This window comes from Lactobacillus xujianguonis (assembly GCF_004009905.1).
GTDB classification, from domain to species: domain Bacteria; phylum Bacillota; class Bacilli; order Lactobacillales; family Lactobacillaceae; genus Lactobacillus; species Lactobacillus xujianguonis.
The window spans coordinates 62091-81378 of sequence record NZ_ML136877.1 but is presented as its reverse complement, the minus strand read 5'-3'; the positions used below and the strand labels follow the sequence as shown (position 1 = coordinate 81378).

At 37.6% G+C, this 19288-nt stretch carries 19 protein-coding genes and 2 tRNA genes; 10 read left to right on the top strand and 11 right to left on the bottom strand.

Annotated features, from left to right (window positions below):
* Nucleotides 1-291: 291 nt before the first annotated feature.
* The 8 genes from EJK17_RS04405 to EJK17_RS04370 all read right to left on the bottom strand — a co-directional run bounded on the left by EJK17_RS04405 (nt 292) and on the right by EJK17_RS04370 (nt 5581).
* Entirely contained in the window at nt 292-1155 is an 864-nt protein-coding gene (locus EJK17_RS04405; protein ID WP_103662252.1) for a lysophospholipid acyltransferase family protein, read from the bottom strand.
* Nucleotides 1152-2099: a glycosyltransferase family 8 protein gene (locus tag EJK17_RS04400; protein ID WP_103662253.1), complete on the bottom strand. Its 948-nt coding sequence runs from the start codon at nt 2097-2099 to the stop codon at nt 1152-1154. The genes EJK17_RS04405 and EJK17_RS04400 overlap by 4 nt, the downstream gene beginning before the upstream one ends.
* Nucleotides 2100-2110: 11 nt before the next feature.
* The gene (locus EJK17_RS04395; RefSeq protein ID WP_103662254.1) at nt 2111-3067 is read right to left on the bottom strand and encodes a glycosyltransferase family 8 protein; all 957 of its coding nucleotides are present in this window, start codon (nt 3065-3067) and stop codon (nt 2111-2113) included.
* A 22-nt stretch (nt 3068-3089) separates the two neighbouring features.
* Nucleotides 3090-3926 (bottom strand): glycosyltransferase, encoded by an 837-nt coding sequence (locus tag EJK17_RS04390; RefSeq protein WP_103662255.1) that lies wholly within the window; start codon nt 3924-3926, stop codon nt 3090-3092.
* A 154-nt stretch (nt 3927-4080) separates the two neighbouring features.
* Nucleotides 4081-4839 (bottom strand): lysophospholipid acyltransferase family protein, encoded by a 759-nt coding sequence (locus tag EJK17_RS04385; protein ID WP_103662256.1) that lies wholly within the window; start codon nt 4837-4839, stop codon nt 4081-4083.
* A 127-nt stretch (nt 4840-4966) separates the two neighbouring features.
* A tRNA-Lys gene (locus tag EJK17_RS04380) sits at nt 4967-5039 on the bottom strand.
* 124 nt (nt 5040-5163) lie between these two features.
* Nucleotides 5164-5388 (bottom strand): hypothetical protein, encoded by a 225-nt coding sequence (locus tag EJK17_RS04375; RefSeq protein ID WP_103662257.1) that lies wholly within the window; start codon nt 5386-5388, stop codon nt 5164-5166.
* Between the two features lie 120 nt (nt 5389-5508).
* A tRNA-Lys gene (locus EJK17_RS04370) sits at nt 5509-5581 on the bottom strand.
* A 131-nt stretch (nt 5582-5712) separates the two neighbouring features.
* Between EJK17_RS04370 and yycF the strand changes: the two genes are divergently transcribed.
* From yycF to EJK17_RS04325, 9 genes are all read left to right on the top strand, one after another.
* Nucleotides 5713-6429, top strand: coding sequence for a response regulator YycF (gene yycF, locus EJK17_RS04365; protein ID WP_103662258.1), 717 nt, complete (start codon nt 5713-5715; stop codon nt 6427-6429).
* 64 nt (nt 6430-6493) lie between these two features.
* Entirely contained in the window at nt 6494-8353 is a 1860-nt protein-coding gene (walK, locus tag EJK17_RS04360) for a cell wall metabolism sensor histidine kinase WalK (RefSeq protein ID WP_103662259.1), read from the top strand.
* On the top strand, nt 8334-9680 hold the full coding sequence (locus tag EJK17_RS04355; RefSeq protein ID WP_201738272.1) for a YycH family regulatory protein: 1347 nt from the start codon (nt 8334-8336) through the stop codon (nt 9678-9680). Before walK ends, EJK17_RS04355 begins: the two co-directional genes overlap by 20 nt.
* The gene (locus EJK17_RS04350; protein WP_103662261.1) at nt 9680-10507 is read left to right on the top strand and encodes a two-component system regulatory protein YycI; all 828 of its coding nucleotides are present in this window, start codon (nt 9680-9682) and stop codon (nt 10505-10507) included. Before EJK17_RS04355 ends, EJK17_RS04350 begins: the two co-directional genes overlap by 1 nt.
* Before the next feature lie 19 nt (nt 10508-10526).
* Nucleotides 10527-11324, top strand: a complete 798-nt coding sequence (locus EJK17_RS04345; RefSeq protein WP_103662262.1) for an MBL fold metallo-hydrolase — start codon at nt 10527-10529, stop codon at nt 11322-11324.
* An 81-nt stretch (nt 11325-11405) separates the two neighbouring features.
* The gene (locus tag EJK17_RS04340) at nt 11406-12629 is read left to right on the top strand and encodes a S1C family serine protease (protein WP_127796235.1); all 1224 of its coding nucleotides are present in this window, start codon (nt 11406-11408) and stop codon (nt 12627-12629) included.
* A gap of 464 nt (nt 12630-13093) precedes the next feature.
* On the top strand, nt 13094-13573 hold the full coding sequence (rlmH, locus tag EJK17_RS04335) for a 23S rRNA (pseudouridine(1915)-N(3))-methyltransferase RlmH (protein ID WP_103662264.1): 480 nt from the start codon (nt 13094-13096) through the stop codon (nt 13571-13573).
* 20 nt (nt 13574-13593) lie between these two features.
* Nucleotides 13594-14013, top strand: a complete 420-nt coding sequence (locus tag EJK17_RS04330) for a hypothetical protein (protein ID WP_103662265.1) — start codon at nt 13594-13596, stop codon at nt 14011-14013.
* Between the two features lie 130 nt (nt 14014-14143).
* Complete coding sequence (locus EJK17_RS04325; RefSeq protein ID WP_103662266.1) at nt 14144-15172, top strand: CPBP family intramembrane glutamic endopeptidase; 1029 nt, start codon at nt 14144-14146, stop codon at nt 15170-15172.
* A gap of 4 nt (nt 15173-15176) precedes the next feature.
* On the opposite strand, the gene pepI is transcribed toward EJK17_RS04325, so the two are convergent.
* From pepI to EJK17_RS04310, 3 genes are read right to left on the bottom strand one after another with little or no spacing between them, the layout of a single operon-like run.
* Nucleotides 15177-16058, bottom strand: coding sequence for a proline iminopeptidase (gene pepI / locus EJK17_RS04320; protein WP_103662267.1), 882 nt, complete (start codon nt 16056-16058; stop codon nt 15177-15179).
* Between the two features lie 8 nt (nt 16059-16066).
* Complete coding sequence (locus tag EJK17_RS04315; protein WP_103662268.1) at nt 16067-16720, bottom strand: energy-coupling factor transporter transmembrane component T family protein; 654 nt, start codon at nt 16718-16720, stop codon at nt 16067-16069.
* A complete protein-coding gene (locus EJK17_RS04310; protein ID WP_103662269.1) occupies nt 16710-18080 on the bottom strand; it encodes an ATP-binding cassette domain-containing protein in 1371 nt (456 codons plus the stop codon). Before EJK17_RS04310 ends, EJK17_RS04315 begins: the two co-directional genes overlap by 11 nt.
* A gap of 193 nt (nt 18081-18273) precedes the next feature.
* On the opposite strand from EJK17_RS04310, the gene EJK17_RS04305 reads away from it, so the two are divergent.
* Nucleotides 18274-19212 carry a helix-turn-helix domain-containing protein gene (locus EJK17_RS04305; protein ID WP_103662270.1) on the top strand — a complete coding sequence of 313 codons (939 nt, stop codon included), beginning with the start codon at nt 18274-18276 and terminating at the stop codon, nt 19210-19212.
* Nucleotides 19213-19288: the final 76 nt, after the last annotated feature.

Genomic DNA, 19288 nt, shown 5'->3' with positions numbered 1-19288 from the left:
CATGGACAAAAGAAGTTCAGAAAGTATGTAAAACAAAAGAGAAGCATACTAAAGCGGCCTAGCAGATACACTCTGTATCAAAGCTAGACCGCTTTTTCAATATACTTCAGTTTTTGACGCTTACTCTCTAAATAGCTTGCTTAGAGAGACTAAATTAGATATGAGTATAATCTTATTAACCTTATTTTATTCAGCCTTATTAGAGCGAAATGGCGCAAATAAAAAGCTTTTAAAGTACATATTTAAGCACTTCAAAAGCTTGTTTATTTAGATCGATTAAATCTTTGGCTTCTAATTAGTACGCCATCCAGCGATGTCAGAAGGAGAAAAATCATACGACAATTTCTTACCATAGGCAGCTTCATAAGCAGCCTTTTTTTGTTGGTAATCTTTTTCCATCATGCGATGTGAATTTTCATTAGTGTTTAAAGTCACATCTGGATAGATTAATGGTAGGACATGCACGATATACTTGGTTTCGTAAAAGTTGGAATCTTTCTTTTCAATCTTATTAGTATCTTGAATTTCAACAAAAACGGAAATAATTGGGACGTTCTGCTTAGCAGCAAAATAGTAGGCTCCACGCTGGGGTTGACGAGGCTTACGGTAATTCCACCACATCTCTTGTTCAGGGTAAATAAGCACCCAATTATCGCGATCTAGCGCATCATGGAGATGGGTCATGAATTCATTTCCAATGTAGTTAGGACTATTAACTAAAGGAATAGTACCTACATAATTCATGAGGTAACGGAAGAATCCAGGAAGCATTAAATTCGTATCTTCAATTACAATTGAAAGTTGATGATGAGTTTTGTTAGCTAGTAATTTAATCGGCAAGGAATCTACTTGGTTGAAGTGATTAACAGTAACAATAGCACCACCAATTGGTAAGTTATTGAGGTTTTCCAGTCCCTTGAATTCGGTATTACCAACTAAAGTTTTAGCAAAAAGACTGAACATTGAATGTCCAATTTGATTATTGATTTTGCTAGAAAATGATTTTCGTTTTTGCCAAAATTCATTGACGACTTGCAACCGCTCATCAAGCGACATTTCGGGATCGCCAATTTCAACTTTTGCGGTAAAGTTTCGGTCATTAGCTGCTTTTTCGATATTTTTAATTACGGCTTCACGATTATCACCAAAAATCATAACTTAACTGCCTCACGTTCTTTTACTCTAGCCCAATTATTTGGATCTTGTTCAGTTTTATCTTCTTTTGATAGCATATGGGCTAACTTTTCCCGATCATCAGCACGTTCTTGGTCAGTATAATGATCAAGTTCCGCCTTTAATTCAGAATAAAACTTAGTTTCTTTGGCACTTTGCCAGAAATAATCTTCATATTGGACATGTTTAAAGTGCCAAGGCTTAAAGAAGAGATTATAGTGAATCAAACCCGGGTTAGTAAGAGCTTCAGTCTTTTCATTTGGCATGGCATCCCAACGAGGGTCAAGATATAAAATCTGTCCTTCACCAATTTCATTTAAATAATCTTGATCAGGTGCAATACAATCAAAGTGATATTTTTCCAGTAAATCTAAAAAATGATCAATGAAGTGCTTGTCGCGGAAGGCTTTAGCATTCATGACTAACATTCCTGAATTGATATATTTTTTAGGATCTAATGCTAATACCTTTTTGATGTATTGGCGCATCTTTTCAACGTCTTGAATGGAAGAATCAGTGCAAGCTCCGAATAAATTATTACCCAATTCAGTTTGGTAGAGTTTAGCAAGATCATCGTTCACAATCGTATCGCTATCAATATAAATTACCTTGTCATATTGTGGGAATAATTCTGGAATAAAGAGGCGGTAAAAAATTGACATGGTGAAAAAGTCGGCACGTAAGAAATTTTCTTTACGATTTTTTATTGGTGCAACTAGTTCATCATCAATCTCAAAAAATTTAACGTGGACGTTTTTACTGCCAAGATTACTTAAATCTTGCTTATGTGCGGCAGATAAGTCCTGATTCAAAAAATAAACGGTGTAGTCACTTTCTGGATTGGCGTGTTTAACCAAAGAATTGAGAGAAACGGCTGCATATTTAGTGAAATCATCACTAATACTATAAAAAACGGGTACTGTCATAATAGCCTTTCTTAATCAATTTTGACTGATTCGTGTTGTTTAACTTTAGCCCATGTATGAGGCTCGTTAATAATTAGATCGACTTTTTTAGCCATCCATTCTAAGTCAGCCCGAGCCTTTTGCCGGTCGGCATCTGTAAAATCAGTCAATTGTTGTTTTAATTCATCATAGTATGGGGTCTTCTTTGCCACGTCCCAGAAATAATGGCCATATTGTACATCATCGAAGTGCCAAGGTTTGAAGAAAAGATTGTAATGGACAATTTTAGGATTTTCAATTTCTGGAATACTTTCATTTGGCATGGCATCCCATTCTTTAGGTAAATGATAAATCTTATCTTCACAAATTTCATTCATGTAAGCTTGATCGGGATCAATGTTGTCAAAGTGATATTTATCCATTAAGTAATAGAATTTATCAACGAAGTGCTTGTCGCGGAAGGCTTCCATGTTAAAAAGAATTACGCCATTATTGATATATTTTTCTGCAGGTAAAATGCCTTGACACTCTTTAATATACTTTTGTAATAATGGCATATAGCGAATCGACAAGTCAGGACAGCTAGCAAACATGTTCTCACCAATTTCAGTTTCGTATAAATTGGCAATATCATCACAAATAATGGTGTCAGCGTCTAGATAGACTGCCTTATCGTATTGTGGGAATAGTTCCGGAATAAATAAACGATAAAAAATGGACATGGTGAAGAACTGTGCTCGTAAGTAGTTTTCTTTTGAATTATGAATTGGTTTAACCATGTCATCGTCAATATGAAAGACATTGACGTGGATGTTGTTAGTGGATAAATCTTCTAAGCTTTGCTTGTGCTCATCACTAATTTCTTGAACTAAAAGAGTAATTGTGTAGTCCTTGTTAGGATCAGCATGATCGATCAATGATTTGATTGATACATAAGCGTAAGGGGTGTAGTTATCACTAATTGTGTAAAAAACAGGAATAGTTTTCATCATTTTCCTCCAAGTAAAAAAGCTATTTCTTTAAGTTATCTCGCAGTTTGAGATATTCATTAAGGATATCATCATATTCATGTAAATGCAGCACGCTATGAACCCGCTCCACATCCCAAGGCTTGACCGTCTGCGTATGGAAATAAGGCCAAAAGCGGAAGCTGGTGGTAAAATGCTGAATCTTTGTATCCTTGTGCAAACGATATTGTTCATTGTAGCGTCGCGGTACCACACGTTTAGCTACGGCAAGCTTATTAATGGCTGATTGATCAGGCAAAAACATTTTTTTAGTTTGCATCATCTGGCGTACTTTAGCAAACAGGCCAGTTTGCTTAATCTTAGGCATGTTTAAGAGCAGTACACCTGAGTTGAGGTAGTCAAAAACATGTTTAGTTTTTACATTATGGAAGAAAAATCTTCCCCAGTAGTCCAATACACCAACAAGTTCAATTCCGGTAATGTTTTGCTGATAAAAGGCCGTAATATTGCCGCGAATTACAATATCATCATCCAGGTAAAGAATCCGATCAGGAATTTCCGGTAGTTGATCCGCAAATAGTCTGAGCATGGCATATGGAGTAAAGCGCGTATTCATATTGACTGAGGGCGGCTCCTTTACAAATAAAGCCGTACAGTCAATTAATTGCAGGCTGTTATTAGGGTTGGCATTAATCAATAAACTACGCAAGAAATCAGCCACTTGTTTAGAAAAGGGATGATACTTGCGTTCATCGCTGTGGGCCTCCATTGTCATAATATAGAGGTGCAATTCTTGGGCACCAGAATTCTTTAGTAAAGAGAGGGTGGAGATTAAGACGCCGTCTTCAGCGTTTTCATCTCCACAAAAAAGTATATTCATGTTTTCTCCTATTCTTTTTCGATTAAATATATCTAATATCATACCATGGAAAAATAAAGGCAGAAAAAAGAAGTGAGTGGGAAGAAACTCTTCGTATTAGGGCCAAGATAATTCTGGAATAATGCTAAATAGCCTGGAAAATAACTTTCCCAGGCTATTCTTTTCGATATTGATAATATTCATAGTCACTTAATTGTGCACGCTCATTCATGGTTTTCCAAATTACATCATGAAGCTTATTTTGGGCCTCTTTCCGGTTTAAACTTCGGTCTGGATAAAATGGCCCATCAATATAGATAACGCAGCGTGGTCGCCGTCCTAAGCGCCTTTTATGGTAAGTCTTAGTCATGACAAAGCTTGGAGCATTTAATTTTACAGGGAAGTGCATACTAGTTGAGTCAAAAGTTCTGATTTTGGTGTAATAAGGCCAAACATGGGCTTCAGGATAGATCAGAATTTCGCCTTTTTTATCCTTGATGACAGTTTGAATCGTTTCAATCAGTTTGATTAACTGCTTAACATCCTTACCGACGGGCAAGCCACCATAGCGCACCAGATATTTTCCAATGAAAGGAATGCCCCAATTAGCTTGATTGGCGATGGCGTAGAAATTTTTAATAGGAAAAATTGTCAGTGAAGTGAAGACGTCACCCATTGGTCGCGTGTGATTCCCATAAATAAAATAGCCACCGTCAACTTGTTTAAGTTTTTCCTTGCCAATGACTTTGACGTGGTCGAACAAGCGAAAGACAATCCAACCAAAACCAGCAGCCAGATAACGAGCTAGACCTGACCAGATTTTAGCAATACGCGAATTAGCTAGAATTTCGTAGTCATCAGGCAAGCTAAAATTTTGGTTATGGCTATCGACCACATCGTCAGTGGTTTGATGGTAGTAGTAAACACGCTTCATTCAATTTCCTCCATTGGCTTATTTATTAATGATAGCATGAAAAAAACTCCATTGCTGTAAAGAACAATGGAGCATAAATTTAAGCACAAAAAAAGCACCGCCTTCTTGCAGTGCCATTTCCATATTATGGGTGGCCAGGGGATCGAACCCTGGACCCACGGATTAAGAGTCCGTTGCTCTGCCAGCTGAGCTAGCCACCCATATTTTTTATCAGCTTACCGCTGACAGTTAATAATAATAGCAATTAATTTACCTTTTGGCAAGAACTTTTTTGAAAAAAGTTAAAAAAGTGAGCAGAAAAGTTATTTCCTACTCACTTCGCAATTATAATTTATCTTCAATATGATAAGCGACACCTTGCTGATCATCGCGAGCCTTATCAGCAAAGTAAATTGCATATTCACCGCTTTTGGCATTTTTAGCAATTACTAATTGTCCAGCGGTTGGCTTATCAGCTTTGATAATTTGAGCGCTCCGGCGTGCTTCTTTAAAGTCGTGAGAAGAAGCAATTGCATCACCAGGATTAAAAAAGACATTTTCATTGTTCATGATCATTCACCTCATTTGTAAATTTCATACCTATATTTTACCAAGAGAAATAAAGATAAGGCGAATTTTAAATACAAAAAAAGAGATAAGATCGAAATCTTATCTCTAACGAATATCTTATGGGTGGCCAGGGGATCGAACCCTGGACCCACGGATTAAGAGTCCGTTGCTCTGCCAGCTGAGCTAGCCACCCATGTCATAACTGACAGATATCATTATGCAATTAATCAAAAGAAAATGCAAGTTATTTTGACAAAAAAATTAAATTTTTTGGCGAATGTTACAAAAACCAGTATAATGTGAAGAGTAAAGGAGGCATTCTCGATGCCAAAGAAGATTCTCGTCGTCGATGATGAGAAGCCAATTTCCGATATTATCAAGTTTAATTTAACTAAGGAAGGCTTCGACGTCGACACTGCCTATGATGGTGAAGAGGCTGTTAAGAAAGTTGACGAATACGATCCAGATCTGATGATCTTGGACTTGATGTTACCGAAGAAGGATGGACTTGAGGTTGCACGTGAAGTTCGTCAATCTCACGATCTTCCCATTATTATGGTAACTGCAAAAGATACTGAAATTGATAAAGTTTTAGGTTTGGAAATGGGTGCGGACGATTATGTTACTAAGCCATTTTCTAACCGTGAATTAGTTGCTCGGGTTAAGGCTAATTTACGCCGGCGCGATATTGTGAAAAAGGCGGAAGCAGCTACCCAGGAAGAAACCGATAAAAATATTAAGATCGGTAATTTGGTAATTATGCCAGATGCCTACATTGTTGAAAAGAATGGTAAAAAGATCGAATTAACTCACCGTGAATTTGAACTACTTTACTATTTAGCGCAACATATGGGCCAAGTTATGACTAGAGAGCACTTGTTGCAAACTGTTTGGGGTTATGACTATTTTGGCGACGTGCGGACTGTTGATGTTACCGTTCACCGCTTACGAGAAAAGATTGAGGATAATCCAATTCAACCGCAGATTTTGATTACTCGTCGTGGTGTAGGCTATTACGTTAAGCAGCCAGCCAAAGAATAATTAAGAAAGTCACAGAACTGTAAGAGGGTGTGACTTTCTTTTTGTTATTGTTGGAATTTTTAAGATGGAAAAAGTAAATCATTTTTTTAAGCATATATTTAGTTCAATTAATACTAAACTAGCAATGGTTTTCATGCTGATGCTCTTAGCAACAATTGAAGTTATTGGGGCTTATTTTACGCGGCAATTAGAGCAGAATAATATTGAAAACTTTGAATCAAGTATTCAAATCCCGCAAATTGTAACTAATCAGTTAGCCAGTCAATTAGCGCGTGACAATAAGAATACGAATGATCGACTGAATCAGATTGTTAGTGACTATAACAATAGCTCGCCGATTAGTGAAATCTTGGTTGTTGATAATAAAGATATCATTCGAGCAGTTTCAACGCTGAATGATAAAGGACGGGTAGGACAGCGAGTTAACAATAGTGAAGTTAAACAAGTAACTTCCAGTGGTCGACCGATTACCCGAGTTATCAATGATCACGGTAATAATTATATGATTCAAATTTCGCCCTTAAATAGTGGTAATGGATCAACTAACAATGTGGGCGCGATTTATGTTCGTGCTAGCATGCAGAGTTTGTTTAATGATTTGCGCAATACGTCGCTGGCCTTTCTAGTAGCTTCGCTAATTGCGGCTCTACTTGGGGCAATCTTAGCACTTGTTATTTCGCGTGCAATTACTCAGCCAATTGAAGAAATGCAGGAGCAGGCTTTACATATTGCAGATGGTGACTATTCTAGTCAGGTTAAAATTTATTCAAATGACGAATTAGGTCAATTAGGTAAAGCCTTTAATACCTTGTCTGTTAGAATTGAACGTTCACAGGAAGAGTCTGATAGTGAACGGCGACGGCTAGATAGTGTTCTGTCCCACATGACTGACGGGGTATTAGCGACAGATCGACACGGCAATGTAATTGTGGTGAATCAGATGGCCCTTAACTTTTTAAATGTTGATGAAGATCAAATCATTAATCAACCGATTAACAAGGTTTTAGGGTTAGAAGAATCAGCGCAGGATTTAATTTCTAATCAAAAGGAAATTGTGGTGACAGTGAATGCCGGCACTCGGGATGAAATGATCTTACATGCTAGTTTTTCATTAATTAAACGTGTCACTGGCTTTGTTTCTGGTAGTGTATGTGTTTTACACGATGTTACTGAGCAACAAAAGAATGAAAACTCGCAAAAGCAATTCGTTTCCAATGTTTCGCATGAATTGCGGACGCCGCTTACCAGTTTGCGGGCCTATATTGATACTTTAAATGCTGGTGCTTGGAAGGATCCTGAAATTGCACCGAAGTTCTTGCAAGTCACTCAAGAGGAAACTGAGCGTATGATCCGGATGATTAATGACTTACTCAGCTTGTCGCGGATGGACCGTGGGGTTTCGAAGATGGACCTTGAAATGGTTAACTTGAATGACTTTGTAGCCCATATTCTTAACCGGTTTGATATGATTGTGAAAAATGATACCAAAAATGGCAAAAAGAAGAAGTACACCATTAAGCGCGAGCTAGGCAGTCAAGCACTTTGGGTTGAAATCGATACTGATAAGATGATGCAAGTAATCGATAATATTATGAATAATGCCATCAAATATTCACCTGATGGTGGGGTCATTACAGTTAGATTAGTGCAAAACCAAAATCATGTGATTTTGAGTATTTCGGACCAAGGATTAGGTATTCCACGCAAAGATCTGGGCAAGATCTTCGATCGTTTCTACCGAGTAGACAAAGCTAGATCGCGTGCACAAGGTGGTACTGGGTTAGGTTTAGCAATTGCTAAAGAAATCGTTGAAGCTCACCGCGGCAAGATTTGGGCCGATAGTAGCGAAGGCAAGGGTTCAACCTTCTACATTTCCTTACCATATGAACCAATGAGCGAGGAGGATGACTGGGATGAAGTTTAAATTTAAATTAGGTAATTTCTTTTTAACACTGGCCACAGCAGCCGCAATTGTGCTTTCGATTGTCTTGTGGATTTTCATTATGACTAATGACCAACGCTTTAGTCATTTAAGCAACCAAACCCAATCTAGTCCCGTCTCTCGCCAGCAGAATCGAACTCGGAATAAATCGTTGTATGATTTGTATATTCCTACTAATTCTTATGGTTTTAAGGACGGAAAGTTATACCGGTTGTATGACTCCAAGAACAATTTACCGTTTGAATTTTCTAAGAATTTTCAAAAAATGAAAGTTACTAAAATCAAGGCACTTAGTCAAAAGCAGGCTAATTATGAATTGATGTTGAATAATCCTAACTTTATTCAATTGACCTATCCAGATGAAGTCACCTTTAAGTTATTTGCTAACTTTAATGAAAAGAATGATCATCGGGAGTTTAATCGAATTTTCGTCCCTGATTCTAACCATTGGCTTTATTTAGGTAATGACAGCAATAATCAGCTTTACCGGGTAAGTATTAAAAATGCTAATTTTGATCGTTTGCGTAAATATGCCAAAACAGCACATTTTAAGGTACCGATGACTTTTGTTAGATTGAAGTCAGGTTATTCTGCCTTTTATAACCATAGTACTAATTGGCAAGTTTATAGCTATTTAACCAGTCATCAAAGTGATTCTTACTTTGTAGCTCGGCTGTTAGGGACTTCAGGGGTTTCAAGTCGAACTAATAAGCAGGGTCGCACTACTTATTCCCTTAATTATTACACCCGCTTAACTGTGCCACAGTCAGGACCAAACAATGAGCATGATTATCTCTATACTCATTATGAAAAAAACAAGGTCCCAGCAGCGACTAACCGTTTACTCGATAGTGTCTACTACGTTCACCGAATCGGCTTAACTGAACAAGATTTGCGCTTCTTTGATGCTGATAATAATGCGGTAAGTTATACCAACTACATTGAGGGAATTCCTGTTTTCTTAAATGATCACGATGTGCAAGTTGCAACTAACTTCACTTCTGATTCAGTGACCGTTAACTTCAATAGCATTAACTTCCAGATTCCAGTGCCGTTTGATGGAGAAACCAAATCATTAGAAGCAACTACTCAAATGGTTGAAAGCTTAAATCGGCATGGTTTAAGTAATGAGAATATTGAGCGGATTATTGTCGGCTTCCATGTGCAAAAAGACCATAGTCATGATAGCTTAGTCAACTTAGTACCAACTTATTATGTGAAGGCTTATGGCGTCTGGCAGACAGCTAATGAATGGCAGAAGCAAGATATGAGTGTTTATCAACATGAACTAGAAAGTGAGGGCCAATAATGGATCATAAACGAATTGAATGGCTATTTCTGGTTGTCTTTCTGTTAATTGATATTTATTTAGGAATTGAAATTTTGCGCTCGCCAGTTAGTTTGTCGAATGGCAATAATAATGAAACAGATACCACTAATATCAGAACCGAAATGCGTGCCGATGGAATCGAATTACCCAAGAATTTATCTGATACGCAGGCTTCTGGTTACTATTTAGCTGCTAAAAATCGTGACTATCTGTCCGATAAGATCTCAAATTTAAGTAATATGAATGCCAGTTACTCTAAGAGCATCAATACTTTAAATGCGACACCGAAGAGCTTGGTTGAAGTTAAGGGTAATCAAAAGCAAGTTTTGCAACAGGTAATCGAATTTAAAAATAATCCTGATAATGTTCCTTATGGCAAGCACTTTAAGTATGAAGCTAATATGTCAGGCGACAACAATTATACTTTTGTTCAAACTTCTGAGTACGGCAATATTTATGATAATTCGGCTCAGTTGACGATTAATGTGAAGGATCATGCGATTGCCAATTATACGATGACTTACATGGGGCCAGTTAACCCAGTAAGAGAGTTGCAGTCGACAATTTCACCATTTCATGCCGTTAGAGTTATGTATACTGATCGTGAATTAGCTAATAATTCGCGGGTTTTGAAGGTCAAACTAGGGTATTCAGAATTAACTGAAGTTAGAGGTAGTACGATTTTGTTACCAAGTTGGTTAGTTTGGATTGAGAATAAAACCAGTAAAAATATTACGATGAAGCGGGTTAATGCCTATACCGGTCAAATCTTGCAGACGAATTCTTCATATAATGTAACCAAATAAAGAAAGGAAAGTTGACAACTTGCAGGTTTCAATTTTAGCCAGTGGGTCAACTGGAAATACTAGTTTAATTACTACTAAAGATCATAAAATCTTGATGGATGCTGGCTTATCAGGAAAAAAGACAAAAGAACTGTTGGCAGAAGTCGGAGTTGATATTAAAGAGATCGATATGGTCTTTTTGAGTCATGATCATAGCGACCATAGTGCGGGATTAGGAGTATTGATGCGCCGTTATCCGCAAATCGATGCCTTCGCCAATACCGGGACTTGGCAATATTTGTTAGATACGAATAAGATTGGTAAAGTGCCAGTGCAACAAATGAATACCATTGAGCCAGGCCAGACAAGGACTTTCGGGGATTTAGATGTCACGGCTTTTGCGACAAGTCATGATGCAGCGGAACCGCAATACTATGTTTTTACTAGTGGCGGCAAGAGCGTGGCCTTTTTGACTGATACTGGCTATGTTTCAGAAAAAGTGGAAAAGACCATTGAGGATGCAGATGCTTATATGATGGAATTTAATTATGACAACATGATGTTGCGGGATGGTCCTTACTCTTGGCCGCTTAAGCAGCGCATTTTGTCAGATGTCGGGCATTTATCAAATGATGAAGCAGGACAAGCATTGGTAGATGTGGTCACGCCTAAAACTAAGCATATTTTCCTAGCACACCGTAGTCAGCACAATAACACGGAATATTTGGCGCATGAAACGGCCAAAGAAATGCTGCTGGAGGGGGATGCTAATATCGACGAGAAGCTAAAAATTATCGATACTAGTCCAAGTCAGCCAACAGCTTTAACTGAAATTTAACTTTATTTCATATTTTATTCAAACTTGCTGAGTATACTATATAAAATCAAGTTATCAGAGAATAATTGGGGAGATAAATTTATGGAAAATAAACAACCAAAGAAAAACAATAATAGTTTATTAGCTAAAACCGCAATTGTTGGGGTGGTAGCTGGTTTGATCGGAGGCGGGGTTTCATATTACGGCCTTGATCAAATTAATAATGCGCAAGTAAATACTAATGATAGTTCTGCTCAAACCGCGATTAGTTCTAATAGTAGTAAAGTATCTAAGCAAAGTGCTAAGACTAGCGGGACAATGACTTCAGCTTATAGACGCGTTAAAGGAGCTGTAGTTTCAGTCATTAATTTAAAGCGGCAATCAACTTCAAGTGATAGTTCTGACTTTTACAGTTTATTTGGTAATTCAAAGGATGATAGTAAAGATAGCGGCAAACTGGAGACTTACAGCGAAGGTTCTGGGGTAGTCTACATGAAGTCAAATGGTAAAGGTTATATCGTAACTAACAACCATGTGGTTTCTGGTAGTGACGCCGTAGAAGTAATGCTTAACAATGGTAAGACGGTTAAAGCTAAGATTGTTGGTAAAGATGCCACAACTGACTTAGCTGTACTTTCAATCGATGCCAAATACGTTACGCAAACCGCTGAATTTGGCGATTCTAAGGCCTTACAAGCCGGTCAAACTGTGATTGCGGTTGGTTCACCACTTGGCAGTGAATATGCTTCTACAGTAACGCAAGGGATTATTTCAGCCCCAAGTAGAACGATTACGACTTCATCTTCTAATCAACAGACAGTTATTCAAACTGATGCTGCCATTAACCCAGGTAACTCTGGTGGTGCCTTGGTTAACTCAGCTGGTCAAGTAATTGGGATTAACTCAATGAAGTTGGCTCAATCAGGGGATGGTACCTCTGTTGAAGGGATGGGCTTTGCGATTCCATCTAATGAAGTAGTTAATATTGTTAACCAATTAGTGAAGAAAGGTAAGATTACTCGTCCACAACTGGGCGTAAGAGTAATTGCCTTGAATGGTATTCCAGAAGGTTACAGAAGTCGTTTAGGAATCCACTCATCACTTAAAAACGGTATCTATGTTGCAGAAGTAAGTAAGAATGGTTCTGCTGCCCAAGCCGGCATGAAGGTGAAGGATGTTATTACGAAGGTTGACGGCAAGACTGTCTCAGATGTGGCATCGTTACACACTATCTTGTATAACCATAAAGTTGGTGATACCGTTAATGTAACTGTTAACAGAAATGGTAAAGACATCAACTTAAAGGTTAAATTACAAGCTGACTAAAGTTAATAATCATTAAATAAAAAGAGCTAGTTAATGCGTGTTTCACGAATTGACTAGCTTTTTTCTTAACTTTTAAAACGTGTAACATTTAAAAGTTCGTAATTGAGCTTTGTCAAATTTTAGTTGTTAACCACAACTTGTGGATAATTCTGTGGGTTGTGGATAACTTTTGATAAAGTAGAATTATAGTAGGGCAATATTTTACGTAAAATAGACTTTAAATTGCAAACTTAAGAAAAAAGAATGGCTTAACCATGGTGTTTACACGCTAATAGTTTGTGAAAGCAGGGAAGTGAAGAGAAAATCTGTGGAAGATTTTTTCGAAAAATTCACTGAGCACAAGTTGTAGATATCCACTTGCAGATAACCACAAAATATTGATTTTGACTAATTAGAGTTGTGGAAGTTTTTCTGTGGAAAGAGAGTGGATTCGGTGGAGAAAGTTGATGTGATAGAATAGAGCCATGAATATTAAGATTGTTTGTGTTGGAAAGTTAAAAGAAAAGTATTTTAAAGATGCGATCGCGGAATATGAAAAGCGTTTATCCCGTTTTGCGAAGTTTAAGATTGTGCAGGTGCCTGACGAAAAAGCACCTGAAAAATTAAGTAGTGCCCAAGATGAACAGGTAAAGGAGATTGAAGGGCAACGGATACTGAGCAAAATTAAGGATAAGGAATACGTGATTGTGACGGCGATCAAAGGTAAAGAGCGGACCAGTGAAGAATTTGCAAAAGAGATTCAAGATTTGGGGACCTATGGTCATTCTGATATTACCTTTGTGATTGGTGGGAGCTTAGGAACAAGTCCAGCTGTGAATAAACGGGCTGATGATTTAATGAGCTTTGGTAAATTTACTTTGCCGCATCAATTAATGCGGGTGGTCTTAACAGAACAGATTTACCGGGCCTTCATGATTAATTCTGGAAGTCCATATCATAAGTAAGAAAAAAGAGGGTAGGAAAAATGGCAGCGATTGTCATTATTAATGTCGCGGTTGCGTTAATCATTTCGTATTTTTGTTTGAAAGGTTTGAGCCAAGGTTTTACTGTTTGGAGTTTAGGTGTTAATTTTTTAATTGGCGGAATTGTCTTAGCAGTCAGTGCGATTCCTGTGTGGAAAAATGCCGATGATCCATCAATACTAAGATTTTTAGCAAGTCTGATGTTAATCGTTGGGATTTTATTAATGATTTTAGCTATTGTCATGAAAATTCCGCGCAAGTTTACAACGGACAATTGGCGAAATTTGGGTATTATTTTAGAAATTGTCAGTATCATTGCCATGATGACTTTGTGGCAACGGCCAGTGACCTGGACAGAAATTATTGTGCCTGAATTAGCGGTAATTGCTGGTTTATGGTTATTGATTACGAATCGTAAGTAATAGAAGAATAAGCTTAAAAAGTCCTAGAAAACCTAATAAATAGGTAATCTAGGATTTTTTTATGCTTTGAAACTGTTAAACTCAAGTCTATAATTGTAAATTAAGCTAGCATAAAGTCAGGAGGCCCCTAATGAAAACCAATCTTCGTAAACAGTGGAAAAGTTTGCTGATTATCTTAGTTGCCACTATCGCTATTAATCTGTTCGTCTCAGCATGCTTTACCCATCTGATTAAATCTTTTCCTACTTTTGCTCCCGGCTGGTTTATCATCTATTTTATTTGCTCATTCTTTGCTCTCTGGCCAATTATTATTAACCAAGCGCCAAAAATTCACAACAATCTGATGCGGATTATCTTAGTAATCATTTTAGAATTCGTATTTTTGAATTTTAGTCTAAGAGTACCATTTACCAAATTTGCGATTTTCTCTGCAATTGATCAGTCAAGTATTCTTAACGCGATTAGTTTTTTCTTTATCGGATTATTCTTACTTAAGGCTTGGGGCTTCAATGAGAAGAAAATGTTTAGCTTTTCTTTTTCCAAGTTTCCGCACAAAGTGATGCTAGTATTTTTGCTCATAATTGCGATATGGATTGTAATTTCTGCTAACTTAATAACTTGTAGTAGCACCATAGCAGACAACTTTATCAATTGGACTAGTTTAAGAGATTTAACTAATTTGCCACCACTAGAGAACAGTTTGACCGCCTTAATGGCAGGGATCCTTGAAGAAACAGTGCGGTATTTACTGTTAACACTATTCTTAGCGATCTTTGTTAACCAAAAAATTCCTCAAACGAAAGCAGCGGTTATGGCAGCGTTGATTTTCAGTTTGAGTCATTGGATTAATCTGCTTACAACCAATCAAGGTTTAGCAGCAACGCTTGTCCAAGTTATTACTTCATTTTTCTTTGGTTTACTCTTGTGTAGTTTGCAACTGTATACTGAAACAATCTGGTTTGCGGTAGTAATCCACGCTGGCTTTGACTCTTTAAACTTTTGGATCTCAGCCAATCCATTAATCAAGCTGACTACTCCTTGGTGGCTTACTTATGATCCTACCGGCAATTATGTTGAAATAGTGATTATGTCTCTACTGTACTTAATTATTCCGGTTGTGATTGTGCTAGCAAAAAAGCTGACCAAACGGTCAGCTTAAACCTTTATTTCTTATCCTTTAACCACTTACTGAGTAGATCAACATATTTCTCTGTTTGCTCAACAAAAGACATGTGACCACATCCCTCAAATAGCTGCCACTGACTACCAGCAATGTGATCTTGCATCGTTTTAGCCACATATGGCGTACATAAATCATCAGTTCCGCTCGTAATCAAAGTTGGAACTTTTATTTTGGCTAATTTTTCCGTGTACTCATAATCATGCAAGTTGCCTTCAGGCGTATATTCATTCGGGCCCCAGGCGGTTTCATAAGCGACTGTACCACCAATTTTCTCGCGCATCACGCACTCTGGACAAGTCTTAGTCATGTCAATGGCATGCTCATTCATGAAGTGTTGATTAGCCCGCTTGTATGCTGGATCCTGAAAGTTATGCGTTAATTCTGCGCGGTGAATGGCAGCTTGTTCTTCGATTGGCAAGTACTTGATTAGCCGATGCAATTCTTTGCTCCACAATTTAGCTGAAGATAAGGTTGATGAAAGAATCAAACTTTGAATCCCCTGAGGATGATAGTCACACAAGTAAATTAGGGCTAACATGCCGCCCCAGGATTGGCCTAACAAGTGAATGTCGTAAAGGTGCAGGCGCTCACGTAGATTTTCTAACTCCTTAACCCAGTTTTCCTTCGTATAGAGCTCTGGCTGCTCGTCAGGGATGCTGCTTTTACCGCAGCCTAATTGATCGTACATGACAATTTGACGTCCAGAACGCTCAGCTAGGGCATCTAGAACTTCAAAGTAATTGTGCGTTGAACCGGGCCCGCCGTGCAATAAAACAAGTGGGGCCTTATCATTTCGCCGGCCTGCTAAGCGATAATAAGTTTTAAATTTTCCAAAAGGAACATAGCCTTCACGAATTTCCATCTTTTCACCTACTTGAAACAAAATAAACTAACGTTGACTAAGAATAAAATTAAGATAAATAGACACCAATCTTTTGAAGTTAAAGGAATTTTGATGATAGCTGAACGAGCTCGCCCTTCCACATAGCCATGAGACTCCATTCCTTGTGCTAAGTTGTCAGCAGCTGAAATAGCGACCAGAATAGCTTTGAAATAAAGCATTGGTGACCAGAAGCTCAAATACATGCCGCGCATCATCGCTGCCGTTCTAATCTGCTTAACAGCGGCCTTCATCCGCGGAATAATATTTAGCGCTGCTAAGACGCCATAGGCGAATTTACTTGGCAAGTGGAGGTTTTGTTCAAGTGAACGCGCTAATTCTGTAGCAGTAGTTGTTTTAGCGACACAGGCGATGGTTAAGACATAAACATACACCCGGCTTGATAAAATCCAGGCATATTGATGATCCGGCTGCGTTTGGAACCAATACAGCGTCGCAAAAATAGTAAAAGCGGCAATAAAGGGCACGGCGATTAATAATAAGATATCTTTAATTTTGATTCGTTGCCAGAGAAGAAAAATCAAAGCTGCCAAAATTAACAAGATGTTAGTGGTTAAGGAATTCTTGATCGATATTTCCAGGGAAATAATAAAAACTAATAAAAATTTGAGACTAGGATTCATGTTGCACCTCGCTAACATACTGCAATTTCCGCTGAGCAAACTGCAAATGATAGTCACAAAAATCACTTAATTCCGCTATTTGGTGACTGATAATTAAAAACGTTTGCTGCAGGGCTTGTTGACTTTCTTGCATTAAAGCTAAGACTTGCTTAACCGAATTTGCATCTAGGCCAGCTAAGGGTTCATCAATGAGCAAGATTTCATGTTTAGTCATTAACATTAATAAAATCTGCAGTTTCTTCTGTTGACCACCAGACAAAGAATAAACTACCTGATGAAGGTGGTCAGTTAAGTCTAATTGCTCAAGTGCTTGCTTAATTTTTTCGTCAGTGAAGTAGTGATTGCGGTCCTTTTTACTTAGATTTAATTCATCTTGCACCGTAACAGCCAAGAACTGATCACTGGCACTCTGAAAAATTTGGGCAACATGGGTGAGATACCGTTGCGCCTTCCAGCCACTAACTTCTTGATCATTAAAGGTAATGTGACCAGTATAGGGTAACATCTTAGTTAAGGCTTTAAAAAATGAAGTTTTCCCAATTCCATTTACTCCAGTAATAAGGGTGCTTTTACCCTGATAAATTTTTAACTGATCTTGCGCGAGTAAAGTCCGTTGCTGAGCAATCTTGGTTTGATTCAAATTGAAAACTGCAGTCTCTTTTTCACTAGGTAAAGGAAAATGAAGAGTAACTCTCTTGGGTTTAAACAAGGCAGCTTTTTGCGCTTGATTAAGTTTAACAATTGTTGGTCCTTGAAATTCAAAAACCTGATCACACACTGGACCATAATCGTTAAAGACATGATCAGTAATAATAATTGTCTTACCTTGATCGCGCAATTGGGCTAGTTTCTTGATTAAAAAGCTTCTTGCTTCAGGATCTACACTAGCAAAAGGCTCATCTAATAAAAATAAGTCGACGTTCATGGCAATTAATACTGCTAAGGCTACACGTTGTTTTTCCCCGCCTGAAAGGGTTGTGATTTTTTGATCTAAAAGTTTACTAATTTGTGTGAATACTACGGCGTCTTTTAACCGCCGCTCATATTCGTCATGATTTAATTGTAAGTTTTCTAAGGCAAAAATGATTTCTTGACGCGGAGTGGCCATCGTAAATTGCTCGCTTGGGTTCTGAAACATCATGGCATAAGTTAAATTATGTCGCTCGATTTTGCCAGTCATTTTGCCACCATATTTTGGGTATATGCCAGCTATGATTTTAAGTAAAGTTGACTTGCCGCAGCCAGTTGGGCCGATTAATAGCGAAAGAGCGCCAATCGGAAGCTGTAAATTCAAATTGTGTACGATCTTTTTTTGTCGTTGATAGAAAAAACTAAGATCTGAAAGATTAATTTTTGTCATATAGTTACCTGTGAATACTTCTTTTATTTCCTTTATACTTGTATTAATTATATCTAAAATAGGTAGTGAGGAGTGTGATAAGGAACTATTTTCTAAATCTATATGAGCATATTTATATGAAATGTTTTATATTTTGATGCATAATAGACTTATAGATGTATCCTTATAAGCTAATAAGTAAGAAGGTGGACACATGGCAGCTGTTGCTTTAGATCAGTACCTGATGAGCGTTATCCGGTCCAGTAGCACTAGCGAAAATGAGATCCGGCTTAAAGCAGGCAACTCAGGTTTTGATCTTTTTACTATCTACCTTGAAAATCATAATTCCGGCATTCATCGTTATCAAATGGACGTTTCTACAATTTTATACGTAGTGTCTGGTACTGTGACAATCAAGAGCGGTGAAAAAAACATTGAGATGAAGACCGGAAATGTCCTGTTATTGACGGAAAATTCTCATTACGAAGTGGTACAAGATGAAGATGCAGTCTTAGTTAAGATTAAGTTTTTACCTGGATTCAAATATCGTGAATTCTTTAAAGATTTTGCTTACAAGGGCTCTAAAGAAGAAAGCATTATTGTGCAAATTATTGATAGTCTTGAAACTGAACATGTTTTATGGCTAAAGAATAATCAAGTAATGTGTGCTTCCCAAGTAATGGAACATATTGTTGATGGCTACTTAAATGACGATTTATTTACTCGAGCTTTAATTGGAGCAGAACTTACTGTAGTAATGATTCTCTCAATTAGAAATCAACGTATGGTAACTTTGCCAACGCTTGATAAGACTAAATTTGATAGTATGGTCTTAGATAGTTATATTGATGCGCATTTTACTGATATTACTTTAAAAGAGGCAGCAAAATATTTCGGCTTCAATCCTAATTACTTCTCTAATATGGTTAAGCAAAAGACCGGTAAAAGCTTTGTGGATCATGTTGATGAAAGAAGAATGCAAGAGGCACGAGAATTATTGGCTCATCCGAATATTTCCTTAAAAGAAATTATTGCGCGGGTTGGCTACTCAAGTAAGTCATTTTTCTATAAGAAATTTAATCAGTTTTATGGCGAAACGCCAGCCGCAATGCGGTCACGTTTATTCAAAGAAGCTAATATTAATTTGCATTAAAAAGAAAGACATTCTTTCCAATTCTGAAGAAGAGGTAAAGGATGTCTTTTTTCGTAGTAAAAAATAGACCTAGTAG